General features: G+C 52.1%; 22 protein-coding genes and 1 pseudogene. 17 read left to right on the top strand and 6 right to left on the bottom strand.

Annotated elements, in window-relative coordinates; translation table 11 throughout:
• Positions 1–68 precede the first annotated feature (68 nt).
• From EBB_RS03680 to istB, 3 genes and pseudogenes are all read left to right on the top strand, one after another.
• A complete protein-coding gene (locus EBB_RS03680; RefSeq protein ID WP_192392519.1) occupies positions 69–338 on the top strand; it encodes a helix-turn-helix domain-containing protein in 270 nt (89 codons plus the stop codon).
• 275 nt (positions 339–613) lie between these two features.
• Positions 614–2,127 (top strand): annotated as a pseudogene (gene istA, locus EBB_RS03675) (IS21 family transposase).
• A gap of 11 nt (positions 2,128–2,138) precedes the next feature.
• Positions 2,139–2,894 carry an IS21-like element helper ATPase IstB gene (gene istB, locus EBB_RS03670; protein WP_192392518.1) on the top strand — a complete coding sequence of 252 codons (756 nt, stop codon included), beginning with the start codon at positions 2,139–2,141 and terminating at the stop codon, positions 2,892–2,894.
• 250 nt (positions 2,895–3,144) lie between these two features.
• Here the strand turns inward: istB and EBB_RS03665 are convergent, their stop codons facing one another.
• Together EBB_RS03665 and EBB_RS03660 are read right to left on the bottom strand one after the other, a co-directional pair.
• Positions 3,145–4,134 (bottom strand): DNA cytosine methyltransferase, encoded by a 990-nt coding sequence (locus tag EBB_RS03665; RefSeq protein WP_192392517.1) that lies wholly within the window; start codon positions 4,132–4,134, stop codon positions 3,145–3,147.
• 344 nt (positions 4,135–4,478) lie between these two features.
• Positions 4,479–4,718, bottom strand: a complete 240-nt coding sequence (locus tag EBB_RS03660) for a helix-turn-helix domain-containing protein (protein ID WP_192392516.1) — start codon at positions 4,716–4,718, stop codon at positions 4,479–4,481.
• A 102-nt stretch (positions 4,719–4,820) separates the two neighbouring features.
• Between EBB_RS03660 and EBB_RS03655 the strand changes: the two genes are divergently transcribed.
• On the top strand, positions 4,821–6,005 hold the full coding sequence (locus EBB_RS03655) for a hypothetical protein (RefSeq protein ID WP_192392515.1): 1,185 nt from the start codon (positions 4,821–4,823) through the stop codon (positions 6,003–6,005).
• Here the strand turns inward: EBB_RS03655 and EBB_RS03650 are convergent.
• Positions 6,002–6,661: a histidine phosphatase family protein gene (locus EBB_RS03650; RefSeq protein WP_192392514.1), complete on the bottom strand. Its 660-nt coding sequence runs from the start codon at positions 6,659–6,661 to the stop codon at positions 6,002–6,004. The two genes, EBB_RS03655 and EBB_RS03650, sit on opposite strands and share 4 nt — an antisense overlap.
• A gap of 131 nt (positions 6,662–6,792) precedes the next feature.
• On the opposite strand from EBB_RS03650, the gene EBB_RS03645 reads away from it, so the two are divergent.
• The 4 genes from EBB_RS03645 (at position 6,793) to EBB_RS03630 (ending at position 10,444) form a co-directional block, all read left to right on the top strand.
• Positions 6,793–8,070 carry a TIGR03862 family flavoprotein gene (locus EBB_RS03645; RefSeq protein WP_225587223.1) on the top strand — a complete coding sequence of 426 codons (1,278 nt, stop codon included), beginning with the start codon at positions 6,793–6,795 and terminating at the stop codon, positions 8,068–8,070.
• A gap of 95 nt (positions 8,071–8,165) precedes the next feature.
• A complete protein-coding gene (locus EBB_RS03640) occupies positions 8,166–8,855 on the top strand; it encodes a hypothetical protein (protein WP_223146795.1) in 690 nt (229 codons plus the stop codon).
• Positions 8,856–9,091: 236 nt separating this feature from the next.
• A complete protein-coding gene (locus EBB_RS03635) occupies positions 9,092–9,799 on the top strand; it encodes a hypothetical protein (protein ID WP_192392513.1) in 708 nt (235 codons plus the stop codon).
• A gap of 66 nt (positions 9,800–9,865) precedes the next feature.
• A complete protein-coding gene (locus EBB_RS03630; protein WP_192392512.1) occupies positions 9,866–10,444 on the top strand; it encodes a hypothetical protein in 579 nt (192 codons plus the stop codon).
• Positions 10,445–10,902: 458 nt separating this feature from the next.
• Here the strand turns inward: EBB_RS03630 and EBB_RS03625 are convergent, their stop codons facing one another.
• The gene (locus tag EBB_RS03625; protein WP_192392511.1) at positions 10,903–11,748 is read right to left on the bottom strand and encodes a hypothetical protein; all 846 of its coding nucleotides are present in this window, start codon (positions 11,746–11,748) and stop codon (positions 10,903–10,905) included.
• Between the two features lie 378 nt (positions 11,749–12,126).
• Here EBB_RS03625 and trpD point away from each other — a divergent pair, with 378 nt between their 5' ends.
• The 4 genes from trpD (at position 12,127) to EBB_RS03605 (ending at position 15,244) form a co-directional block, all read left to right on the top strand.
• On the top strand, positions 12,127–13,134 hold the full coding sequence (gene trpD / locus EBB_RS03620; protein WP_192393527.1) for an anthranilate phosphoribosyltransferase: 1,008 nt from the start codon (positions 12,127–12,129) through the stop codon (positions 13,132–13,134).
• A gap of 63 nt (positions 13,135–13,197) precedes the next feature.
• A complete protein-coding gene (locus EBB_RS03615) occupies positions 13,198–13,461 on the top strand; it encodes a BrnT family toxin (protein WP_192392510.1) in 264 nt (87 codons plus the stop codon).
• On the top strand, positions 13,451–13,687 hold the full coding sequence (gene brnA / locus EBB_RS03610) for a type II toxin-antitoxin system BrnA family antitoxin (protein WP_192392509.1): 237 nt from the start codon (positions 13,451–13,453) through the stop codon (positions 13,685–13,687). Before EBB_RS03615 ends, brnA begins: the two co-directional genes overlap by 11 nt.
• A gap of 486 nt (positions 13,688–14,173) precedes the next feature.
• Positions 14,174–15,244, top strand: a complete 1,071-nt coding sequence (locus tag EBB_RS03605; RefSeq protein ID WP_192392508.1) for a type I restriction endonuclease — start codon at positions 14,174–14,176, stop codon at positions 15,242–15,244.
• Positions 15,245–15,335: 91 nt separating this feature from the next.
• Here the strand turns inward: EBB_RS03605 and EBB_RS03600 are convergent, their stop codons facing one another.
• Positions 15,336–15,521, bottom strand: coding sequence for a hypothetical protein (locus tag EBB_RS03600; RefSeq protein ID WP_192392507.1), 186 nt, complete (start codon positions 15,519–15,521; stop codon positions 15,336–15,338).
• A 93-nt stretch (positions 15,522–15,614) separates the two neighbouring features.
• Here EBB_RS03600 and trpC point away from each other — a divergent pair, with 93 nt between their 5' ends.
• Positions 15,615–16,412 (top strand): indole-3-glycerol phosphate synthase TrpC, encoded by a 798-nt coding sequence (trpC, locus tag EBB_RS03595; RefSeq protein WP_192392506.1) that lies wholly within the window; start codon positions 15,615–15,617, stop codon positions 16,410–16,412.
• 70 nt (positions 16,413–16,482) lie between these two features.
• On the opposite strand, the gene EBB_RS03590 is transcribed toward trpC, so the two are convergent.
• Positions 16,483–17,226: a methylenetetrahydrofolate reductase gene (locus EBB_RS03590; protein ID WP_192392505.1), complete on the bottom strand. Its 744-nt coding sequence runs from the start codon at positions 17,224–17,226 to the stop codon at positions 16,483–16,485.
• 318 nt (positions 17,227–17,544) lie between these two features.
• On the opposite strand from EBB_RS03590, the gene EBB_RS03585 reads away from it, so the two are divergent.
• The 4 genes from EBB_RS03585 (at position 17,545) to EBB_RS03570 (ending at position 26,012) form a co-directional block, all read left to right on the top strand.
• The gene (locus tag EBB_RS03585; RefSeq protein WP_192392504.1) at positions 17,545–18,948 is read left to right on the top strand and encodes an efflux transporter outer membrane subunit; all 1,404 of its coding nucleotides are present in this window, start codon (positions 17,545–17,547) and stop codon (positions 18,946–18,948) included.
• Positions 18,945–20,123, top strand: coding sequence for an efflux RND transporter periplasmic adaptor subunit (locus tag EBB_RS03580; RefSeq protein WP_192392503.1), 1,179 nt, complete (start codon positions 18,945–18,947; stop codon positions 20,121–20,123). The genes EBB_RS03585 and EBB_RS03580 overlap by 4 nt, the downstream gene beginning before the upstream one ends.
• Positions 20,120–23,236, top strand: coding sequence for an efflux RND transporter permease subunit (locus tag EBB_RS03575; protein ID WP_192392502.1), 3,117 nt, complete (start codon positions 20,120–20,122; stop codon positions 23,234–23,236). Before EBB_RS03580 ends, EBB_RS03575 begins: the two co-directional genes overlap by 4 nt.
• A 478-nt stretch (positions 23,237–23,714) precedes the next feature.
• On the top strand, positions 23,715–26,012 hold the full coding sequence (locus tag EBB_RS03570) for a PKD domain-containing protein (RefSeq protein ID WP_192392501.1): 2,298 nt from the start codon (positions 23,715–23,717) through the stop codon (positions 26,010–26,012).
• The last annotated feature ends 175 nt before the right edge of the window (positions 26,013–26,187 follow it).

Here is a 26,187-nt window from a genome sequence, read left to right as displayed (position 1 = left end):
GTATTGATATAATGCTGTTCTGTGTAAAGATAGATTACTCTCCGCCCGATACGATGTCACCTGTAGCTATGATGGACGCCATTGAAATCATTTACCGCCCGCAACGCCTGGGTAAAAGCCAAGCGCAAATTGCCCGCGAATTGGGCGTGTCGGGCGGTGTGGTGAATAACGTGATTCATGACCGGATTACGGCCTACGAGATTGCCCGCCATATTGCCGGTCTGTTGGAATGCAAGGTTGATGAAATTTGGCCCGGGCGCTACAGCTTCAAGCCGAGAGGGCCGTCATCGCATCGCACCAAAATCAAAGCCGAATCGATAACAGGAGAAAAAACATGACTTAACACTTGCTGACCGTATTACCAGGCCAGGAATAGCAAAGCCCCTGGAGTTAACGCTCCAGAGGCTTCGCGGAACTGCATTTTGAAGTGTGCCTTCAATGTCAATTCTGCGATTCCCTTGCCCGTCTGTCAAGTACGGGCGGCCTGCCTACATGCTTTTTTATCGCTGCCACTTGCGCTGCGAGGCTGCAACGCGCCGGTATCTAACCCCCACTGGAGCAAAACGTTGGTTGATGCCAACAAGGTCTAATGATGGCCAACAGGAGAATTGCTATGAGAAAAATCCGCCAGGTATTACGCCTGCATTATGAATCGAAGCTCAGCCGTCGGCAGATTGCTGGTAGTCTTGGCTTATCCCGAGACGCCGTCGCCGATTATTTGACCCGCTCGGCGGCAGCCGGTATCGGTTGGCCGATTGCCGAGGACATCGACGACAACACATTGGAACAACGCTTATTTCCCCTCGCGATTGCCACCAAAACCGGACGTAAGCCGGAACCGGATTGGGCCAAGATTCATCAAGACTTGAAACGCAAAGGTGCCACCTTGATGGTGTTGCATACGGAATATCTGACCGAATACCCTGGTGGTCTGGGGTACAGCATGTTCTGCCTTCGCCATCAGGAGTTCATGGAGACATTGAAACGCTCCATGCGGCAAATCCACATCGCCGGCGAGAAAGTATTTGTGGATTACGCAGGCCCGACTTTACCGCTGACAGACCGGGTCAGCGGCTTTGTTCGCCAGGTGCAAATCTTTGTCGGCGTGCTGGGTGCCTCCTGTTATACCTATGCCGAGGGACATCTGTCGCAGAGTTTGCCGAATTGGATTGCCGCCCATGTCCGGATGTTCGAGTTTTTCGGTTCGGTCCCGGCCGCGGTGGTGTGCGATAACCTCAAGTCGGCCGTCAATAAAGCCAGCCGACGGGAACCGGTTGTCAATGCCACCTACCAAAATTTGGCCACTATGGCACCGTGATTTCGCCGGCACGTCCCTACAAACCCAAGGATAAAGCCAAAGCCGAAAACGGCGTGCTGATCGTGGAACGCTGGATTCTGTTTCGGCTGCGCAAGCGGGTGTTTCATAGTCTGGCCGAGGTGAATCAGGCCATTGCCGAATTGTTGGTGGATTTGAATAACCGGCCGTTTCAAAAACTGCCCGGCTGCCGGCGGGAAGCGTTCGAAACCCTCGAGCGTCCGGCCATGCAGCCGTTACCGGTCTCGCCTTATCAATACGCGGAATTTCATAAAGCGCGGGTCGGCCTTGATTACCACGTCGAATTCGACGGCTGTTATTACAGCGTACCGTATCAATACAAAAAACAGGGAATCGAGTTACGAATTACCGCGTCGACACTGGAGGTGCTGTCTCGGGGTCGGAGGGTAGCCAGCCATGCGCGGCAGTTTGGTATCGCTAAAGTTACCGTGCCTGAGCATATGGAAGCCGCGCACCGTTATTACGGTTTGTGGCAACCCGACTAAGCACTGGCCTGGGCCGAGCAAGTCGGAAACCATGTGCGGCAATTTATGGCTCAACTTCTGAACGACACCAAAACCCACGAACAGGGCTATCGCTTGCACAACATGCTGAAAGGGCTGGCAAAAGAATTTGGCGAGGACCGGCTTAATCCTGCTTGCCAGCGAGCGATTGAAATCGGCGCCACGTCGGTCAGTAACGTGCGATCTATTCTGCGCAATCAATTGGACCGGGTGGTATCGGCCGAAGAACAACGCCAGGAAGTCAACTTCGAGCATGACAATGTTCGCGGTCCCCATCACTATCATTGAGGTCCAGAAACATGTTAAGTCAGGAAACATTACGCAAATTGCATGAAATGAAATTATCCGGTCTTGCCAAGGGTTTCGAGGATCAATTGAGCAACCCGTCTGCCCATCACTTAGCGTTCGAGGAACGTTTCGGCCTTTTGGTCGACCAGGAAATGACCTATCGGGAAAATCGTCGCCTGCAACGCTTATTGAAAGCGGCCAAATTTCGGGAAAGCGGCTGTGTCGAAGACATTGATTATGTACCGGAACGCGGACTGGAGCGCAGTTTAATGGCTTCGCTCGCGCAGTGCCAGTGGGTTCGGCAGGGCGCTAACCTGCTGATGACCGGCCCGACCGGAACCGGTAAAACCTGGTTGGGCTGCGCCTTGGGTAATCGGGCCTGCCGACTGGGCTTGACGGTAATATTCCATCGTTTGCCATTGCTGCTGGAAGACCTGGCTATCGCCCACGGCGACGGTAGTTTTCGCAAGCGGCTGAATCAACTGGCCAAAGCGGATTTGCTGATTCTGGACGACTTTGGCATCGCTGCGATGAACGCCATCGGTCGCAGTGATTTACTGGAAGTCATCGAGCAGCGAACCGGCATTCGGTCGACGCTGGTGACCAGTCAATTGCCGGTGGATCGTTGGCATGACTACTTGAGTGGCGGTAATTCTACCCTAGCCGATGCGATCCTGGATCGTTTGGTCAGCGGCGCCCACCGCATCGAACTCAAGGGTAGCTCGATGCGGAAACGGCGTGCGCAAAACTCGGAGGTGAAAGAATAATCCCGCCGAATTCAGGCAGCAAAATAGAACCCGTCCCGTGGCGGGTTTTTTATCGGAACGAGTGGCGGTTTTGCGATTGGAATCGGTGGCCGACAATCAATCGGAACACGTGGCTGTTTTCAATCGGAATGGGTGGTGGGTTTGGGGTGGAATATGCAAGCATGAGATCAAAACCGGATTATCTGAGTGTGTAGAGCGGGTTTCACAGGAATTTCGAGAATCGCCCCGCTAATGTTAGGATCGTTTGAATTCAGACAGCGATAGCAAGACTGTGTTCTGACTGCATAATCCGGTTTATTTCACCGAAAATGACTTCCATAACTGGTGAGCAGACACCATTGCCACATAGTTTAACTTTATCCCTTCTGTTGCCAGCCGGAAGCTGGTGACTGCTGCCAGCCCCCATTGCCTTGAGCAATTCGGGTGGTTGTAGCATGCGCAACATAGGCTCGCCTTTGTCCCAAGTCACCAAGCCAAATCGATCAATAGTTGTGACGGTACGCAGCGGGGCATCCAATGTCTGCCATCCGCCCGCATAATCTGATCCGTAATAAACGATCAGAAATGGTATATTTTTTCCCAGCGAAGCAATTGCGCGTTCGGCCCGCTCTACTGTGGATTGTGCGCGTCCAGGTTTATAGAGAGGGGTGCTTTTGTATTGACCGCTCCAATCAATGATTGATTTGGCATTTTTCTGAGTCTTTTGATGCGATGCCAAAAGTGTTTCTTTGGTGATGGTTGCTCCGTCTCTATCGCAGATAAGAAAAAGCCGTTTTCTGGACTGTGGAGTGCCAAATTCTGACGCATTTAAAAGTAGCTGACTTACAGTATAACCATATCTTTCCAGAGTGGTAATCAGTTCCTCATGCCGTTCCCATTGCTTCATTCGGTTTACATTTTCGACAATGACCCACCGTGGATTGAACGCATCTATCCATGGGAATATGCTTATCGCTGTTTCGCGGCTTTTTTCATTTCCGGGTTTTGCTCCGCGAGCTATGGAATGAGCAGTACATTCAGGCGATGTCAATAAAACATCGGGACGAAATTTGCTTCTGTATTGAAACGGGTCTATTTCCTCAATTTTTTTCTGTATCACAGTGGCTTCAGGGAAGTTTGCTTTATAGGTTTCCGTTGCAAGATCCCATGCATCGACGGCCAGCAATGGTTTGCCTCCACCGAATACAGCGCCTCGAGCGCCAAAGCCTCCCCCACAGAACAAATCGATAAATCCAAGCATATATAATATTTAATATAAAGGCTGCGTTGTTAATCAATGCCTTGATTCTTTGAGCATCCAGGAACATCTGCAAAAAGTCATCAAAAGCTCAATCTAGTCCTCCTGACATTTTGCCAGGCTAACACATAAAAATGAATCATTACAACGTGTATGCAAGATTGCTGAAGGAATAACTAAACGCTAGGTTCTGTGTGATAGTTTTCCTTGCTTAACTCAATTTTCGTAAGATTGTTGTTAGAAGGTTTTGGGCGAACTAAGTCATTTTGGATTTGGCTGGTTTTGCATCGGGACTAGTGGCCGTTTCAATTGGAAGATCTGGCGGGTTTTATGATTGGAGTGCGTAGTTACGAGGCATCAAACCGAAGCAACTCCTCAGGGGAAACCGATAGAGCCTCTGCCAGTCGGCAAATGTTAAGCAATGCAATATTTCGTTGCCCCCTTTCGACGCCTCCCAAGTAACTGCGCGCAACTCCGCTTTCTAGAGACAATCGTTCTTGAGACCAACCACGCAGCTTTCGAAGCTGGATAAGACGCTCTCCAAACAATATTCGGGGATCAGATGTAGAAGAAACATGGTCAGGCATAGTCTCATGCTACTGACCGGAACCTTATGAGGCCACGCTCTATGAGTGACAATTGCGATTTATCGGCTTATATTTGTCGCTTTAGTTTAATCGCATTCCTCTATGTCCAATCCGCCACTTCATTCGAAACTTGCTCACCTGACAAATGAACAAGTAACCGAATTAATCAGCGAATATTACGCCAAGAAACTGGTTAAGGATTTGATTCAGCACTTTAGTATCGATTGCTTACCTTCTCAATTATATAAGCTATTTCCGCCCGAAATCAGCAGAGAGCTTTGCCCAAATTGCGGCGCGCCGATGGTTCTGTCAAGAATATCCAAAAGTGCTTACCGGAATGAACACAAACACCGCTTGCGATGTTCGCAGTGCGAACATCGTGCAAAAGGAAGCTGCTTCTGTGCCTATTGCCTAAAGAAAAGTAAGCAAGGTATTCAGAGTTCAGCGAGGAAAGTTGCTGAAATCAACACTCCCGACTATCACAAGCCAACCGGCGGCCAAATCAATGCCTACGATTTAAATCTGGAGCAAGCGGTGTCGTTACTGGCGCTAATGCGGTGTTATGGCACCGCAACGATAAAAAATGGTATGTCTCTTTGTTCATCAAAAATGTTGAAAGCGCCTTTTGCTCCGTCAAGTGGATATGGCGAAGAAGTCTTGAATCGCTTGGTCGACGCCAGACTGCTCAGCTTCTCCCATCAATCGAATCCCCACGCCTTCTCCCTGGCTGATAACAAATTAGCGTTGAGTTATACGGCACAATGGAGTTTACCCCGCGCCGTTTCGTCAGAGTTGATTCGGGACATTGAAACACTCGTCTCGCGTTGCAACTGGCCAGCTCAGTGGTATGAACAAGTTTCGGAAATGGCCTTCGACCTAGCGTTTGCGGAATGCAAAGAGTTCTACGATTTTTGCGCTAGCGAACGAATGTTTCCAAATACCGACGACAAAAGCGTAACCGCTATGCTCAGAAACCTGCTGGCAGATTTTTCGACAGGGCAGTGCTTTCACATTATCCAGTCGGGAGCGCAATACGCCGCCGACTTTTTAGTCAGACAGAGCTCCACGCCAAGGCATGCCGCCAATTACATGATAGGTGCCTGCCAACGCTGGGCGGACAAAGCAAGAGCCAACGATTGGTCAGTGACTCCTTTTCGACGAAATTTTAATTGTCCACGGAGCATGATGAGCTATGTCCTACACGATTTATTCTTGAAGGCTAACGATGAGGGACTCCACACGCCGATAGATCTCGTCGTACTACCAAACAGGCACGGTAATAGTTAGCTACGATCAGTAGATGTTGTCGATAATATTCTGAGCATTGATGCCTCGTCGGCTCTCGCTCGCCAATATCCAGGTTCTGGAGATTCCAAACGGTAGACCGCGCAATTCGGCATAGGCAATCCAAGTTGAAAGCGGCGGAAGGCTTTCATGCATTGACTACCTCTGCCATTAAACCCAAGTAATTTCCAGGTCAACATACCAAACCAAATACAGTGACCAAATATCAACGTTTTATCGGGTAGGGTATCCAATTCGGAGATGAAATCTGCGACCCGTTGCTCGAATTCATGAAAGGTATCCGCTTGTTCTCCCATGCGCTTTGTCGGGTCGCCCGATTGCCAATAGGCATCTGCAATCGGGCGGCGCTGTTCGCCGTTCATACCTTTTATCAATGCAGGATCGATACTTGAAAATTCGTTGAGCAACGGATGGATGTTCGGCTGAATTGATGCTTTTTTGCAAAAAGGCTGGGCGGTCTCATGAGTGCGGACATACTCGGATACGTAAATGGCCGAGGGTTGCAGTTCGAGGGCATCGGCTAAGGATCGTGCTTGGAGTCTACCCAGTTCCGATAATGGAATCGCGTCGTGTGCCATCGTTATGCCGCCGGCATTTGCGGTGCTTTGGCCGTGGCGGACGAAGAAAATGGTTTTCATATAATGGGTCTATTTAGTCAATGCAAATAGTATGTATCTATTAGCCTACATTTATTTAGTGTCCAGAAAAAGCTTGTGCAAGCAGAATCCCCCTAAAATTATTAAAACGGAATTAAGGTTAAAATGTGAGCATGTTTAAACTTCATCAGCCAAGTAGCTCTATGCCTGATCGCACGGCCCCACAAGTTGCAGTTATCGGTGGAGGTCCGGCTGGGCTGATGGCTGCCGAAACACTTAGTCTTGCCGGTATAAAGGTCGATGTTTATGACGCAATGCCATCGCTCGGCCGCAAGTTTTTGCAGGCTGGCGTCGGTGGTCTGAATATCACCCACAGTGAAGCATACGAAACCTTTTGCGCTCGCTACGGCGATCAGCTGCCACAGTTGCAGGCAATGCTCGACTGTCTACCGCCAAGTGCCTTGCGCTCGTGGGTACACGGTCTGGGTGTAGATACCTTTGTTGGCAGCTCGGGCCGAGTATTTCCAACGCAGATGAAAGCCGCGCCGCTACTACGTGCTTGGCTGCGTCGCCTTCGTTGTGCGGGTGTGCGCCTACACGTGCGTCATCGCTGGCTTGGATGGGATGACGATGGTGCAATGCTGCTGGTCAATCCAGACGGCGAAATCTTGATCAAGCCGCAGGCGACAGTGCTGGCATTGGGCGGCGCCAGCTGGCCGCACCTGGGGTCGGATGGAGCCTGGGTTCCTTGGTTGAGGGGTCGGGGCGTTGAAATTTTGCCATTGCAAAGCGCTAATTGCGGATTTGAGGTGGCGTGGAGCGCGCATCTACAAGACAAATTTGCCGGCGCGCCCCTCAAATCGGTAGCACTAACATTTACCGACAGTCAGGGCCGAACCGAGCAGCGGCAAGGCGAAATGGTGATTAGCGCGCATGGCGTAGAAGGCAGCTTGATTTACGCGTTCTCGCGGCGGCTGCGCGAGCACCTGAATATCCACGGAAGCACCACGTTCACGATTGATTTGACTCCGGGGCGCGACGCCGAACGGATACTAGCCGAAATCAGCCATCCCCGTGGCTCCAGATCCATATCTAACCACTTGCAAAGTCGCGTCGGCATTGCCGGCGTCAAGGTGGCCTTGCTGCACGAGGTGCTCAGTAAGGAACAATTTGCTGATGCAGCCATTTTAGCGAAGACGATAAAAGCCTTGCCAATCACCGTAAATGCAACCCGACCCATCTCTGAAGCGATCAGCACCGCCGGTGGCGTGAGTTTTAATAGCCTTGATCAAAACCTCATGCTCACCGCTCTACCTGGTGTTTTTGCCGCCGGCGAGATGATTGACTGGGATGCTCCTACTGGGGGGTATTTACTCACAGCCTGCTTCGCCACAGGTCTGCGCGCGGGGCTGGGTGTGCGTGACTGGCTAAATCGCCATGAAAAGTCTTAAGCGCCGCCATTCTCATTGTTGCGCCAGTCAAAGGTCAAACTTGCACACCATGGGACGTGTTACGAGCTAGTGCGTTGGGTATCTGAGGTAAGGTAGTGCAGCAGATTCCGAACTATGGTGATCAGAGAACGCTCGAGTTCTGTGCGTTCTGCAGGGGCGAGACAGGCACACGAGATCATTGCCCATCAAAGGTCTTTCTTGATGAGCCATATCCAGAGAACTTGCCAGTTGTCCCTGCGTGTCGGAATGGCAATTCAGGGTTCTCTGCGGATGAGGAATATTTGGCCTGCCTTTTGTCGTGTACACTGGCTGGTTCAACATATCCAGAAGCACTCCCTCGCAAAAAAACCAAGCGAATTCTTGAGACAAAGCCCGCACTTCGAGAGCTGATAGAGCAGTCTCGTTCCGAAGTTGGCGGAAGAACAACACACGAGCCGATTCGAGATCGGGTGGTTTCTGTTCTCACCAAGCTTGCCAAAGGTCACGCGCTCTACGAACTTCATGAGTCTTGCACTCATGATCCGGACGAGCTTGAGTTTGGTCCTCTCAAACTTATGTCTCCACAGCAACGAGAATTCTTCGAGACTCCTGAATTTTCATCTTGCTGGCCCGAAATTGGGAGTCGAGCGATGCAGCGCCTTCTGGTTCAGGGCGCAAATACTTTTGCTTTGGGTTGGATTGAAGTACAGTCAGATCGTTATCGATACCTTGCATCGCTGGGAAATGGAATAGAAGTTCGAATTGTGATTGACGAATACCTCGCGTGCTTCGCGCGATGGGAGTAAGATGCGAGTGATGCCAAACAAGTCTTCCAGCGGACGTTATTGTCCGCCTACTATTGCCGGTAGTGCTCTATGGAAATCGAATGAGTAAAACCGCCCGGCGCTGCGGCTTCCAGGGACTACTCGGTCTTCGCTCGCTACCGCTTTGCTTTCCAGGCCTCGCAGCGCATGTCAAGGTCGTTTTTAGGTGGTTATACTGTTAACAACTTAATAACTTGTTATGCGTAAAGGAAATAGTTGTGCCTTATAGAAATCTCCAACAACGTCGTAATAACTATATGTATCCGGCAGTTGCACTTCGCGGAAACTACCGTAATCCTGACGTGGAATACTTCAATACGACTACGGCAATGGATAATCATATTCACGAACTGCTGCTATCTGATAATTCCCAGGAAAAAATACTAGGTTATTTGTCGGTAGTATTCTGGGGTTTCTATAGTGGTCAGGACGGCGCTATTCGTCAGGAACGAGCGCTAGGCAAAGTTGCACTAGCTCGCGACGGAAGAGCCCGTGCGGTTAATGGCCAAAATCAACGCATGAGAGGGGTTGTTGACTTGGGTGAAGCTTTTGTTACTGCCAGAATATCTGAGGCAATTCTCCAAATAGAAAACAATAATTACAGCGGGGCATTAAGAACACTAAACGAATTGCCTCAGCTTCAAATAGCCTTTTCATCCAAAGTGTGCGCATTTATTGACCCTGACAAATGCGGAGTTATTGACTCTGTAATTGCCGAGAACCATCCAGAATTTGATTTCACTACTGATGACAAAGGAATCATTTTAAATCGCGCAGCCAACCGTCAGCGCTACACTACGTATTGCATGCGCCTGCAGGAAAATGCGGAGCAGATTAACAACTTGAATCCTGCTTACTTATGGACTGACAGGGACGGAACGCAACAGCAGTGGAGGGCGCTAGATGTTGAACGCGCAATGTATTAGTTCGCCTCGGCTAACGATACATTTCACTAGATTCCCAATAAGCAACTTCACTTGGATTCTAAAATCGTGAACACAATCTCAGCACAGACACTACTAAATGGCTCAGGCTTTAATGATGAATACATGCTTGAAAAAGCCCGGCGCGAACTAGATCGCATAAAGGATTGTCGACATCCCTATTTTATATACGACCACTTCATCAATTTCGCTATAGCGGTGTCATCCGTAGCTGACTGGACATTTCATCTTCATCTGGCTAGAGACCCGAAGTGGAACAACAAGACAGAAATACATTTTTGTAACTGGATTCGCTCGCAGAGTTCTGAGGTTGCAACCTTCATCGACATATCAAACGAGTGCAATCATGCAAATAGAAAGCATCCAAATTTTATTGCCGAGAAAGTCTTGATATCGCCGATTTGGGACACATCTGCTTTTCCGCAAGAGCAAATAAACGAATATACCCAAAAAGGTTTTAGTGTCATGTTAGAAAAGGGAACAACATTGCTCTTGGTGCCAATTATCAAATACGGCTCGAAGCAAGATTATTTCTACGATGTAGCAGAAAAAGCGTTGGCGTGGTGGAAAGCATTGGATCTAACACAAACTATTCCGATGGACAAGAATCTAAACCCTCTCAGTTAATGGAAAACACGGGGCCAAATCAATATTGGTAGCATTATGCTTCTATCTGGCCTCAGTAGGAAGAAGAGGACACCCACTTTGATTCTAGATTCAGTCTCGCCTGTTGTGCCACGGCATCGGCCTAATTTTACGTTACACGAGCATTTTATGACATAAACCTGCCATTCAAAATCAACCCCGAAGGTCGGAAATTGGCCGGTAGTGTTCTGTCGGAATTGAATGAGTTTTTAATGGAAATATGCTATAGACCTCAAAAACAAACTCCTCCTAAACAACGAGCCAAGGATGCTGACCAGTAAATACGAATGTTAAATGACTATAGGATAAAATATCATCAGTTGGATGTGTGGTTTAACACACGACCCATCCTATGACATCACAAGCATCGTGATTACGTAGTCATTTAATAAATACACAGCCATAATGGGGTAGCTGGCGCCACCCCTTCAACATCTTATTTAGCTTGCGACTTCTGCAAATGGCCATATTCCGCGAATTGTATTAGCCGACCGCAACGAGGCGGCTCCGGCCAAGACACTACCAAATAGCCAGAAAGCACCCGGTAACGGTACACTTCCGCCGCCTCCGGTTCCGTAGTCGTACCCGTAAACCGATGCACTCGTATTCGCGGAAAAACTTCCGCTCCAACCGTCTTTAAAGACCAAAGCAACAGACAATATATCGTTTTCCGTCACTGGCGCGGAGCCGGTCGATAGATAGCGACTGACATTTTGGTTGACTGACCCGGAGTTTCCGCCATTGTAGTAACTCAAATTGAAGCTTGCGTTGGAGTTTGCGGAGGCATTACTTGAGGCGCCCAGGTCCCCCATCAAACTGTAGTTTGCTTCGAAAATTAACAGTCCGCTGCCTTGCACAGTAAAACTGCCGGATCGCTGGCTACTGCTGCTGGCTGATAAGCTTTGATACGGAAAAGCGCCGTTTAGAGAGGCATTGGCATTGATTTCGTTAATCGATGTGGCGCTGGAAGCAGATCTGCTATAGGTCGATGTGGATAGTCCTTCTGTAGTCGAAGTCCCTGAACTCCAATTTGCCGCGCTGTCATTGGCGTTATAGTAGTAACCATAATTCACTTGGCTATTGTCGTACTGATTACTCCAGGTCAAGGTTGGCAGGCCATTGCCAATATCGATGGCGGTAATTTTAAAGGTACTCCAATCGATGACCGCGCTCGCGGAAACCGTGGCCGCCTCGGCGGATTGAGCAAGGCAAAGCGGTAGCACCAGGATGCTAAACAGATAAGTCTTAAAGTAAGGTCGCCGAATCGGCTTGGCAAGGTGTTTCATGGTAATTTCTCCATTGATTAACGAGAACAAATTTTCACCACATGACCAAACGGCCAAAAGCCGTCGCCATGCTAGTCAAGACTAACTCTTAGCGATAAGCCGCTTATTTAAAATGCTAGTCTTGGTCATCATTTAACAGCTAAGCCAATCCCCGTCAATTACCATAAAAATAAAACGGCTTAATCAATGCGCTACGTCAATAAAACTTGAAATTTATAAGCTGGCTTGCAATAAAATCGCCTTTCTTTATCTACCCATTCTCGAGGTCGTATAGGCAAGCGCCCTCAGTCGCGAGGGATTGCCAGCCCGCAAGGTTTTCGATATGAGCTGTCGTTTGCTATCATCCCTGCCTTGACCAAAACACCGGCTACCCACTCCATGCAAATCCAAGCCACGCTGCAAAAACTTCTGGATAAACAAGACCTCAGCACCGAGGAAATGCGCGATGTGATGCGTACAATGATGCAAGGCGAATTAACCGACGCGCAGATCGCTGGTTTTTTGATCGCCTTGCGCTGCAAGGGCGAAACTATCGAAGAAATCGCAGCGGCGGTCAGCGTGTTACGCGAGTTAGTGCGGCCGGTGCCGGTGCACGGCGAACACGTCATCGACACCTGCGGCACGGGCGGTGACGGGGCCAATACCTTCAATATCTCGACGACGGCGGCTTTTGTGGTCGCGGCGGCGGGCGGCAAGGTGGCCAAACACGGCAATCGCTCGGTATCCAGTAGTTGCGGCAGCGCCGATGTATTGGAAGCCGCCGGCATCAATCTGGATATGCCGGCCGAACAAGTGGCGCAATGCGTCAAAGACATCGGCGTCGGCTTTTTGTTTGCCGCCAAGCACCACAGCGCAGTGCGTCACACGGTCGGTCCGCGCAAGGAAATGGGTGTGCGCACCCTGTTCAACCTGATCGGCCCACTCTCCAATCCGGCCAATGCGCCGCATCAGTTGATCGGCGTGTTCGATAAACAATGGCTGGTGCCCGTTGCGGAAGTTTTGAAAAAACTGGGCAGCAAGCATGTGCTGGTGGTACATGCGCGCGACGGCCTGGATGAAATCAGCATCGCCGCACCCACCGATGTCGCTGAACTAATCGATGGTATCGTGCACAGCTACACCGTCACCCCGGAACAATTCGGCATGCCGCGCGCCAGCCTGGCAACCTTGTCGATTACTTGCGCAGCCGATAGCCTAGCAATTATGCGCGCGGTATTAAATAACCAAGCCGGCCCGGCCCGCGACATTGTGGCATTAAATGCCGGCGCGGCGATTTATGCCGCCGACTTGGCTGATTCCCTGGATGCCGGCATTCGCCGGGCGCATCAGGTGTTGGCGGATGGGAGTGCTTTGGGGAAATTTGAGGCGTTGATTGGGTATTCTTAAATGCCGCCCATCCAAGTCATTCGCCGATTGCCTTTAACTTAATAAAGGTATATTTTTTATACCATGATAACTTTTGAGTTTGACGAGGCAAAAAGTCAGGCAAACCTTCTGAAACACGGCATCAATTTTGTTGATGCCCAGTTGCTATGGAATGATCCGAGACTATTGGAAATTCCTGCAAAAACGGAAGATGAGCCGCGCTATCTGGTAATTGGAAAGATTCTAGGCAAACACTGGTCGGCCGTGATTACTTACCGGTCTAACAATATACGACTAATTTCCGTTCGTCGTTCTCGCACCGAGGAGGTGAATCTATATGAAAGCTAAAGACTTCGACCAGCAATTTGATGCCGATGTGGATATTACCGCATCACTGGATTTGTCTAACACGAAGCGGGTATTGCAAGAACAGAAACGAGTCAATGTCGACTTTCCGACTTGGATGATTGAATCGCTTGACCGGGAAGCTGGAAAGCTTGGTGTCACCAGACAATCCATCATCAAAGTTTGGCTTGCCGAGCGACTTGAGAAGGTTTCGTCAGAAGTGAGATAGATCAATAGCGCCGGAAATTCTTGGGGTGTTGTGTCGCTGTCGCGACGGGTTTGTTTTAATGTCGGGTCTCGGCCCGACAGCCGAGATACTTTCTTTTGCTTGGCCAAAAGAAAGTATCCAAAGAAAAGGCCACCCCGATGCCGCTTTGATCCTGCGCACCGGAGAGTTTGAGCGGGGTTGCCTGAAGGGGCTTCCCAGCCCCTACATGCAACGCGACGCATCCATGCGTCGCCCCTTCGGGCTTATCCGCCCAAACTCTCCGGTGCTCGGCGCGGCATAGGGGACCAACCTCGCGCCTTGAAAACTAAAGGCGGCAGATAATTTTCGAAGCTTGGGTAAGTGTTCTAATGTAGGATGCTGCCGACGTTAGGAGGCGCATCGTTCGCGACCGATGTGCTTAGTTCATGCGTAGTATATTTATACGGGTTATAAAGTGATAATAGTGAAATTAAAACAATAATCTAAATTTGGAGAAAAGGAGTTGCTATGGACTTAATCGACAAAATAAAGGAAATTGCCAATCGTTACGATAAGCAAGCAGCAAACATACAAACGGAGGAGGCGACAAAAAATGCTCTAATAATGCCGTTTATAGCTGCACTCGGTTACGATATATTCAACCCATCAGAAGTAATTCCGGAGTTTACCGCTGATGTAGGCATTAAGAAAGGTGAAAAAGTTGATTATGCTATTAAAAAGGATGATCAAATTATCATGCTTTTTGAATGTAAACATTGTGGTGCGAATTTACAAAACGAACATGCATCTCAACTATATCGGTATTTTCATACGTCGGCAGCTCGCTTCGGCGTATTAACAAATGGATTGATTTATCAGTTTTATTCGGACATTGAAGAGCCAAATAAAATGGATGAAAAGCCGTTTTTTGAAATAGATATACGTGATATTGGCGACAATCATATTGAGGAATTAAAAAAGTTTGCTAAAAGCAATTTTTCGCTAACCGATATTCTCACTACGGCTAGCTCCCTAAAATATAAAGGCGAATTGATTAAATGCCTAGAACGTGAAGCAGAAGCCCCTTCCGACGCACTTGTAAAGTTCTTTGTCTCTCAAATATACACTGGAAGAGCTACTCAACCCATTATTGAATTATTTAGTAAATTGGTAAAAGAGGGGCTTAACGAATTCATCAACAATAGAATTAACTTACGCTTGAAATCGGCCCTGTCGCAACCACAAATCAAAGCCCCACAGCCAGACCCAGAACCTGCAAACGCTCCTATAGACGAAAAACAAGACGTCATAACAACTCAAGAAGAAACAGATGGCTTTCTAATTGTGAAAGCAATTGCACGGCAAGCGATAAAGCTTGATCGTATTGTAATGAGAGACACTAAAAGCTATTGTGGAATTTTGCTTGACGATAACAATAGAAAGCCAATATGTAGACTGCACTTTAATGCATCCAAAAAATATATAGAGCTCGGTAGAAGTGGTGAGAGAATCCCGATCATTGAGGTTGATGATATATATCAATATACGGATCAGATTCTCAAAGTAATAGATGATTATGAAAAAGTTGGCGAATCTTAATCAATACTACTTAGCCATTAATATTAAAAGCCTGGATTAAGCGTAGCGGAATCCAGGTAATCAAAGCCATCAAAACCTCGATTTCTTTTCACTACATCCAGGCTACCTGATTTGCAGACCAAGCGACTTTTAATTCCGGGATGGTTTTCTCCCCCTCCGGCGCGCAGGAAATAAGCGGCATCGGGGTGGCTTTTTCTTTGGATACTTTCTTTTGGCCAAACAAAAGAAAGTATCTCGGCTGTCGGGCCGACAAATCGGCAGGATAGCCGATTTGCATGCGAAGCATCCGTAGGACAAAACACACGGATGTGTTTCGTGAACCCGACTTTAAAATAACCGTCGCGACAGCGACACAAACTAAACAAGAAACATGACCGACACACCCGACATCCTAAAAACCATCCTTGCCAAAAAAGCCGAAGAAGTAGCCCGCCGCAAAAGCAATACGCCGTTGTCGCTGCTGGAAGAATTGGCCGGCACCGTGCAAGGCCCACGCGGCTTTTATTCGGCGTTGCGCAGCAAAGCCGATCAGAAAAAGCCGGCTATCATCGCCGAAATTAAGAAGGCCTCGCCCAGCCAGGGCGTGATCCGCGAGAACTTCAAGCCGGTAGAAATCGCCGTCGATTATGCGTTCAGCGGCGCGACCTGTTTGTCGGTGCTGACCGACAAGGAGTTTTTCCAGGGTTCGGAAGCCAATCTGCAAATGGTGCGGCAAAATTGCCCGCTGCCGGCGATTCGCAAGGACTTCATGATCGATCCGTATCAAATCCACGAATCGCGCGCACTGGGTGCGGATTGCATCCTCCTGATTGTCGCCGCACTGGACGACGCGATGCTGAAGGAACTGGCCGACACCGCCACCGGCCTGGGCATGGACGTGTTGACCGAAGTGCACGACGCGGAGGAGCTGGAACGGGCGCTAAAGCTCAACACGAATATGATAGGCATCAACAACCGCAACCTACGTACTTTTGACGTGTCCTTGCAAACCACGCTGGATTTGAAAAACACCCTCCCGGCCGACAAGTTGATCGTCACCGAAAGTGGCATCCACACCCCGGCCGATGTGAAATTGATGCAGGACAACGGCATCTACACCTTCCTGGTCGGCGAAGTGTTTATGCGTGCCGAATCGCCAGGCAAAAAAATGCGTGAGTTGTTTTTTTAGAGAAAAAGATACAGATTCTTCTCGTATTGGTTCCCGCGAAAGCGGGAACTCAAGGGAACCAATCGCTTGGTCACTCGCCCAATTTAATCTCGCCAAAATACCGCGCCAAATCAATCCGTATCGGCATGAAATAGACATTCAAGCCATTCGCCGCCGCCGAGGCAATCACGCCATTGGCAAACTCGACGTTCCAGTCGTAATCCGGCCGAAAACTCTTCGGAAACTTCACCTTATTCTTTACTTCCCAATAGTTCATTGAGGCCTTGCTGGTGATCGGGCTGATGCCGATATAGGTTTCCAGGTCTTGCATGTGCTCGGCGTAGATGTCGATCATGCGGCTGTCGTAGAAAGGCTGGGAGAAAAAGCCGCCGGCGCCGGCATCGACCTTGCGCTGGACGTAATCGCATTCATCCTGAACGCCGCTGCGATGCGGGTCGAAGCCGGCATAAATATGTAGACTGGGGAAACGCTGGCGCACGGCCCGAATCAAATCCACCACATCGGTATTGTAAAACGACCGCTTCAAACCTTCCGGCGGATCGCCGGACACCAACAACACGCTGTCCAGCGCATATTCTTCGATGACGCGGTAGAGTTCGCCGCTTTCGATTTTGAAGTCTATCGCGCGGAAATGCGGAATAAACCGGTATTTGCTTCGATCGACGCGGGTCGCCAACTCCCAGCTGCGGGTATCGAAGCGTTGGATGTCCGGGACATTAATGATGTTGATCCCTTTGTCCAGAGTTTGCACAAAGCCGTATTGCTGGTCGAAGGCCTCTAGGCTGCGAGGGACGATTTCAAACGAAATATTCATCGTGTGGCTGGGTAGTTAAAGAATTGACGGGAAACGAACGCGATGCGCAAAGTATGGATTGTAACGCAGTAAAAACAAAGCCCGGTGGACATGGCGGATTTCTTTGGTTTGGCTAAAGCAGCCTAAGCGCCAAGAGGTGGCATAAATTCGCCCCGGCGGGTTCGTTGCGCACTTATGTTGACCCCAAGCTGTCCCTGCGATTGGTTTGCCTCTATTATTTTTCGCTTGCGGTGGGGATTTGGCCGGCTTGAACGTCTTACTCAATAGCCGCCTCTATTCATCGGATTTATTCTGCCATTCCCGCCCTATCCCGACCTAATGCCCGCCAAACCTTGTCGCCCGATGTTATGGATTTTGTCAGCTCTATCGGCGCTGTGGGCCGTTGGCTGCGAATCGCCCGCGCCTCGGGACCCACATGCTTTGGCTTTTCAGACACCACCACGCTGGAGCAGCAACGGCCATTTTGCCGAAGCCGCCGCAACGGGCTGGTTGGCCGCTTTTAATGATGAGCATCTGACGGGCTTGGTAAGTAGCGGCCTGGCCGATAACTTTGATTTAAAAAGTGCCGCGGCCCGTGTTGATGCGGCGCGCGAACAAGCGGTTATCGCCGGTTCCGGCCGTTGGCCGCAACTGTCGTTAACACCAGTCTATCAACGCGCAAAGTCCAATGTGGGTGGCGAAAGCAGCGAATCCGGCGCGTTTACGGCACTGTTCAACCTGAGCTGGGAGCTGGATGTCTGGGGCCGGATCAAGGCCGGACAACAAGCGGCGGAAACCGAAGCCGAAGCAACTGGCGACGATTATCGCGCCGCGCAATTATCGCTGGCCGCGCGGATTGCCCAAGCCTATTTCGAATTCACTGAAGCGCAATTGCAAGCGACGGTGGCGGCACAGTCGGTCAAAGACCGCGGCACCATTGTCGATCTGGTGCGCGGCCGTTTCAACCGGGGTTTGACCCGCGGCCTGGATTTGCGCTTGGTGCTGACCGATCTGGCGAATGCCCAAGCGCAGCTGGCCCAGGCTAGAAACGATGCGCAGTTAATCGGCAAGCGCCTGCAAACCTTGCTGGGCCGGTATCCGGGGAACGGGCAAGAGGGGGCGACTGAATTCGATGCTACATTCCACTTACCACAGCCGCCGGAAACCTTGAGCGCCGGCTTGCCGGCCGAGTTATTGGAACGCCGCCCGGACGTCATCGCCGCGTTCAAACGCCTGCGGGCCGCCGACTCGCGCTTGGAAAGCGCCGAAAAAGCCCTGCTGCCGCGCGTGACGTTGACCGGCGCCGGCGGCTCTAGCAGCGCGGCTTTGACCGAGATCATCGATCCGCGCGCGGCAGCCTGGAATCTGGCCGCCGGCCTGGCCCAGCCGCTATTTACCGGCGACCGGCTGCAGGGCGAGATTCGCTTTAATCAGGCTAAAGTCCAAGAAGCGTTCAACCAATACCAAAGCGTGGCCTTGAACGCCTTTCGCGAGGTAGAGCAAGCGCTGGCCGCCGAGGCCTGGCTCCGCACCCAGGAACAGGCCTTGCGCGAAGCCGTCGAGCAAACCGAGGCCAGCCGCAAGCTGGCGGTGTATTCCTACCGACAGGGTTTGATCGAAATCCTGACTTTACTCGACAGCTACCGCAGCACCCTCAATGCGCAAAGCGCGCATTTGGCCGTACAGCGGCAATTATTGAACAATCGTATCAACCTCTATCTGGCATTAGGCGGTGGCGTTTGAATCCGCAAACACTCAATTTAAAAATCCTGTTACCGGTCCTGGTGTTACTGGCGGCGGCCGGCACGGCCTGGGCGATCATCGCCAGCAAGCCGCAAACCGTTCAGCAAAACGCCGAACCGACCATTCCCAAGGTCAACGTCGTCCGCGCCGAGCCGCAAAGCCTGCGGCTGAACGTCATGTCGCAAGGCGTGGTAGCGCCGCGCGAGACTATCGATTTGGTGAGCGAAGTGGGCGGCAAGCTGGTGCAAGTCCACCCGGCCATGGTCGCCGGCGGTTTCTTCGCCGCCAACGAATTGCTGCTGACGATAGACCCGCGCGATTACGATTACGCCATCGTTGCCGCCGAAGCCCAACTGGCCGAGGCCCAACGGGTGCTGATCAACGAACAGGCGCAAGTCGAGCAGGCACACAGCGAATGGCAAGCCTTGGGCGAAGGCGAGCCTACTGCGTTGGCACTGCGTAAGCCGCAATTGGCCGAGGCACAAGCCAAGCTCAAGGCCGCCGAAGCCGATCTGGCCAAGGCCAAACTCAACCGCGGCCGCTGCGAATTGCGGGCGCCGTTTGCCGGCCGGGTACTGAACAAGCAAGCCGGATTGGGGCAATATATTCAGTCCGGCGCGGCCGTGGCTCGCATTTACGCCAGCGACGTCGCCGAAATACGCCTGCCGATCGGCACCGAGCAACTGGCCTTCTTGGAACTGCCTCTCGGGCAAAACGCCAAGACCGGCCTCTGGCCGGCGGCGACCTTGCGCGCCGAACTGGCCGGCAAACCGCAAAGCTGGCAAGGCCGCATCGTCCGCAGCGAAGCGGCGCTGGACGACAACAGCGGTCAGCTCTATCTGGTCGCTCAAGTCGCCGAGCCGTTCCGGGAAACCTCGGATAGCCCACCCTTGCTGAGCGGTTTATTCGTGCAAGCCGAGATCGAAGGCGTGCGCCGCGACGGTCTGTTTGCGCTGCCGCGCAGCGCATTGAACGGCTTGCAACAAGCCAAGCTGGTCGACGCCGAGCAACGCTTGGAAATTCGCCAACTGCAAGTGCTGCGCCAGGAAGCCGAGCGTGTCGTCATCAAGGCTGGTTTAAATGCCGGCGAACGGGTGGTGGTGTCGGAAATGCCGGTGCCGGTGGCCGGCATGAAAGTCAACGCCGTCGAAACTCAGCCTGAAGCCGACCAATGACATCAGCCAACCAGCGTTTAGGCCTATTGGCCTGGTTTGCCGGCAATCCGGTCGCGGCCAATTTGTTGATGCTGTTGATCCTGACCGGCGGCGTGCTGGGCATCCTCGGCGTCGATAAGGAAGTATTTCCGCGTTTCAGCCCGCATAAAATTCATATCGAAACGGTTTTTCCGGGCGCCGGACCGGCGGAAGTCGAGGAATCGGTGTGCGTACCCATTGAGGAAGCCATCCACGACGTGCCGGGCGTCAAGCATCTGCACGTCGAAATTTGGGGCGGTGCCTGCGAGATCGATGTGGAGGTGTTGCCGGACCACGACCGCAACCAGATGATGGCGACTCTACAAAGCCGGGTACAAGCCATTCCGCGCCTACCGAAGCAATTGGAAAAAATCCAGGTGTTGCCGGCCAACCGCGAGGACGACGACGGCGTGATCTGGCTGGCTTTGCACGGCGCCACCGATGCCGCCACCCTGCAGCGCTACGGCGACCGGATTCAGGAACAATTGGCGGCGATACCCGGCGTCAGTAAAGCCCGCAATTACGGCGAGCTGGCCTATGAAATCGACATCGAAGTGTTACCGCAACAATTGCGCAAATACCAACTGACGTTGGACGAAGTGGCGCAAGCGGTGCGCAAGGCCTCGGTAGATCTGCCGGGCGGCCTGATCAAAAATCCCGACGGCGAGCTATTACTGCGGGTCAACGGCAGGGCCCGCGATGCCGACGCGGTCGGCGCCTTGATCGTCAAGACCTTGCCGGACGGCAACCGGGTGCGCATGGATCAGATCGCCACCATCAAGGATGGTCTGGAAGAACGCTTGTGGACCTGGCATCACAACGGCCAGACCGCGCAGGGTTGGGAGATTCACACCGAGCAAGACAGCGTCGCGGTGGCGCGGCGGGTCAAGGCCTATGTCGAAGAGATGCGCGCGCAATTGCCGGAGGGCCTGCGCCTGATTACCTGGTGGGACGATTCGCAAGCTTACGATGAGCGCATCGGCACCTTGCTGGAAGACGGCTTGAGCGGTTTCGTACTGGTCTGTCTGGTGCTGACCTTGTTCTTACGCTTGCGGGTGGCGCTGTGGGCCGGCGTCGGCATTTTCACCTCGGTGCTGGGCGCGTTCTGGCTGATGCCGGCCCTGGATATTTCCCTGAACATGCTGTCCTTGTTCGGCTTTCTGTTGGCGATGGGGATTTTAGTGGACGACGCCATCATCATCGGCGAAAGCGTGCATAGCCGGCAGACCGAAGGCCGAGAGTCGCCGCTGCAAGCCACGATTAACGGCGTGCGGGAAGTCGCGCTGCCGGTCGGCTTGTCGGTCTTGATCGTATTGGTGGCGTTTTTGCCCGGTCTGTTTTTACCCGGCTGGGCCGGACAGATGATGCGGCCGATTTGCCTGGTGATGCTATTGACGCTGGTGTTTTCGCTGGTGGAAGCCTTGCTGATTCTGCCGTCGCATCTGGTCGGCGACATCGACACCGAAGCCAAGCCCGGCGGCTTACAACGCTTGCGCGAACGCATGAATCGGGGCTTGGATCATTTTGTCGAGCGGATTTACCGCCCCTTGCTGGAAACCGCGCTGGCCTGGCGCTATTTGACCGTGGCCTTGTTCATCGCGCTGTTGGCAATCTGCGCGGCGCTGGTGCTCAGCGACCGGGTGCGGCAATCGATCAATCCCGACGTGACCAAGGACAGCTTCTGGGTATCGATGCGCTTGCCGCAGAGCGCGCCGTACAGCGAGACTCAAGCCTTGGCGACCCAGGTGGAAAAAGCCTTGTTTGCGTTGCGCGACGAGTTGGACGGCGTCGCGCAAACCGGTCAACCCGCCGCCGATAGCGTTGCCGCCGCCCATGCCAACGACAATAGCGTCATCGTCGGCGTGGAAACGGCGATCTGGGATCATGGCGCCGGCATCTGGCTGGAGTTCTCGGCGGAAGGCCGCAGGCGCTTGAAAGTGGAACAATTCATCCGCGATTGGCGGCAACGGATCGGCGACATCGGCCGCGGCAAGGTCGATTTTATTTATAAGGAAGGCGACGTACCTTACGACATCGACTTGAGCCTGGGCGCCAGCGCCCCGAGTCTGCTGCAACCCGCCGCCGAGCAACTTAAACAGGCATTGGAAGCCTTTCCCGGCGTTTACGATGTGATCGACTCGTCCGAACCCGGCAAACCGGAAGTACGGCTGGCGCTGAAGCCGGAAGCCGAGCGCCTGGGCTTGCGCCTGGAACAACTGGCCGAGCAAGTCCGCCAGGGTTATTATGGCGAGGAGGTACACCGCTTCCTGCGCGGCCGCCGCGAAGTGAAAGTGATGGTGCGCTATCCGTTGGAACAGCGGCAATCGCTGGACGCGTTGAAGGCACAACCGGTACGCCTACCCAACGGCAGCAGCGTGCCGCTGAACGATCTGGCCGAGATCAAGTTGGAACAAGGCTATTCCCGGCTGATTCGCGAAGACCGGCATCGGGTATTGAAGGTGCAGGCCCGCGTCGATCCGACCAAGGCCGATGTCAACGGCATTTACGCCGAGTTGGAGAACAGTGCTTTGCCTCATCTGGAGCAGGCGTTTCCCGGCTTGAATGTGCAAATCGGCCAGCAGCGCCAGGAACAGGAAGCGATGCTGGCGGCCTTCGGCAAAAATACCTTGATCGCGTTGTTGGTGATCTATGCCTTGATCGCGGTGCCGTTTAAATCCTACAGCAAACCGCTGATCTTTCTGTTGGCCGCTCCGGTGGCCTGGAGCGGCGCGGTGCTGGCGCATTGGGCGGCTGGCCTGCCCTTGTCGATGGAGTCGTTGGTGGGCATGATCGCCGCCAGCGGCGTGGTGGTGAACGACAGCCTGGTGCTGCTGGATTACATCCGCCAGCACGGTGATGACGACACGCCGGTGGAAACCCTGATCAGCGCCGCCTGTATTGCCCGTTTTCGACCGATATTGCTGGCTTTTCTAACCAACTTCGCCGGCTTCCTGCCGACGCTGATAGAAACCAGTCAACAAGCGCAGTTCTTGATTCCGATGACTTTGTCGCTGTCGGCCGGCCTGTTGATCGGTATGGCAGCCAGCTTGATTTTGACACCGGTTTGCTACGCGATTTTGGGGGCCAGACGATAGACGGTATCGATGTAAAAACCAAAGCGGTAAGTCTCGCTTGATGCATTGGTGGCGGTGGTTTTTTTGCAGGTACCGGTGTTTCCACCGCTGCCTAAATTAGCGGCGGATTCGCGTTGTAAGGCAATCCCATCAAGCCGGTGTTATGCTGCGAGGTACGGTGGCAGTGACGGGTATATTCAACTACTACAATCATAGCTTTAGGGAGGTCTGAAAAATTTGTCATCGTTGTGTATGCGCGGATCTAGTAAGGTGATTGCAAAGGGCTCGCGCTTTCTGGGGAGCGGCGATTGGGTATTGTTATGAGTTACCTTGGGAAAGGTCGGCGCCGTTCAGTTTTTTCCGTTCTTTTTAAAAAATAGCCACTCTGATCTCAGAATTTTTGGACGCATTGTTCTTTACTTTGTCGTCAGTATTACTTGCCTGTGCCTGCCGATTTTGAGACTGGGTACAGAGATCTTTCCATACACGGGAGTCCACCATGAACAAACAGACATTCATCGCATCCGCCGTCATCACTACTTTAGTGGGTTGCGCCACGCCGCCTATGGAGCAGAAAGCGACCATCGAAAATGATTTGAGTACCGAATTACCGGCTTCAGCCGCCGGCATATCTTCAGAGCCACTGTACTTTTCTTCGCAACAAGAAGCCGAAAGCGCTTTGATCGGTTACAACTACGGGCTGACCCTGCTTGCCGATGGCCGGGTTCAAGCATTTGTCTCGGGTTTAAACGGGTCGGGCATGGAAAACCCATTCGACGTGGTTAGGGCAAAGTCGCAAAGTTCATCAGCCAAGATTACCGACTTGGCCGAGGCGGAAACTGAAATGGCATTTCCGCAAATTACCCTAACAGGCAAAAAAAACGGCCAAGCTGCTATCGACGCATTGGGCGATAAGCTGGGGGATGTCGCAAAAGCCTACGACATGTCCAGCGAACGCCTGGAAGATATATTGCGCACCGATTCATCGGCCTGGATCGATGAAAGTGGTCGCTTGCTCTATATTGACGACCATACCAAAGTTCCTCCGGGTCAAGGCGAGCAAGAAACCGCCACGGTCACCAGCACCGGTAGCAGCGTAGCCAGTACGGCAACTGCCGACCCATTCGCCCTGCACAGCAAGCCTGGTTCGAATCGCGTTATTTATTTGGATTTCAATGGCCACGTCGCGACCAACACGGCCTGGAGTATGACTACGCTTACCGCTCAAGCCTATGATATCGATGGCAACCCGGGCGCATTCAGCACTACGGAATTAAATAACATTCGCGAAATATGGCAGCGGGTAGCAGAAGACTACGCCCCATTCGATGTTGACGTGACGACCCAGGAACCCATTTTGGATGCCTTGAGGCGCAGTAGCACCAGCGACGTTCAGTACGGCACCCGAGCTGTGGTTACCCGGTCTATGCCGGAACTTTGCAACCAGACTTGCGGCGGGGTGGCTTACGTGAATGTGTTTTCATATTATTCCGCCGCCTACCCGGAACGCTATCGGCCCGCCTGGGTATTCTTCGACAAACTGGGCAATGGTTATCCCAAATATGTTGCGGAAGCTATTTCACACGAAGTAGGGCATAACTTAAACCTCAATCATGATGGCAACGCCAGCACCGGCTACTATGCCGGCCATGGTAGCGGCGCTACCGGCTGGGCGCCGATCATGGGGGTGGGCTATTACAAACCTGTCGCACAATGGAGTAAAGGCGAGTATCCGGGCGCTAACAATTTACAGGATGATCTTGCGGTGATAAATGCTGCGGGTGCTTCTGTGCGGCCCGATGACTTCCCTGATACAACTGCCAGCGCGGCACCATTAGCCGGCGACGCCAGCGCGGTTTCACAAAGTGGCATCATCGAACGCACGACCGACGCCGATATTTTCGTGTTTTCAACCGGCGGGGGCAGCGCGCAGTTCAATGTCACGCCCGATGCAATAGCACCCAATTTGGATGTATTGTTAAAGTTAATTGACGCGCAAGGCAATACCGTAGCCCAAGCCAATCCAGTGGACAGTTTGGCGGCGTCCTTAAACGTTTCGCTCAACGCCGGAAAATATTTCCTGAAAATCGAAGGGGTAGGTAAAGGCGACTTAACTACGGGTTACTCTGACTACGGCAGCCTTGGCCAATACCAAATTACCGGCAATTACCCGGTTGTAGCTTTGGTGCCTCCCTCAGCGGTCATCACGGCGCTACCAACTGTCGGCGACGCTCCGCTCAATGTTACATTGAATGGTGCCGGCTCCAGCGCTAAAAACGGCTCGATCTCTTCATACGCCTGGAATTTCGGCGATGGTTCTGCGGCAACAACTGGCACATCGGTCAGCCACATCTACAATACCCCTGGCGCCTATACCGCAACACTAACCGTTACCGATAGCAGCGGTTTGAAAACCAGCACCACACAAAATATCCAGGCGGCGCAAAGTGTCGTAGCGATGAATATGAAAGTTGCCAGTACCGTGATGACTCGAAAATTGTTAAGCGGAGGTAAATCGCAATGCGTCGCCAACATTACCGTTAAATCCGGAACATCGACCATTACCGGTGCTGGCGTCTATGGTACCTGGAGTGGTTCGATCACCTCCGGTACCACCAAAACTAATGTGACCGGGGCAAGCTATTCCATTACCGGCACAAATGGTTCGACCAGTTTGAGCAGCGCTCTGTTACCTAGCAACAGTAAGGGTACCTGCGCGTTCACCGTCACCAAGGTAGTTAAAAATGGCTACTTGTACGATGGTAGTGGCGCTATTTCACGCAGTTTGTCCTGGTAAGTGAATGCTCGGGGGCGGCTGGTTCTTAGCCGTCCCCGACTGATTCCAAAGTTATCCCGGTTGACGATAATTCACCCGAAATCGGGATAGCCTTAAAAACATTGCTGCTCCCGCTTACATTCCCTAGCGGCTTATCCCTCCTCTTCCAAAAGATTCTGTTGCCCAGCTCAACAAC

The organism is Methylomonas fluvii, assembly GCF_014850975.1.
Classification (GTDB): Bacteria; Pseudomonadota; Gammaproteobacteria; order Methylococcales; family Methylomonadaceae; genus Methylomonas; species Methylomonas fluvii.
This window is presented reverse-complemented; position numbering and strand designations above follow the sequence as displayed.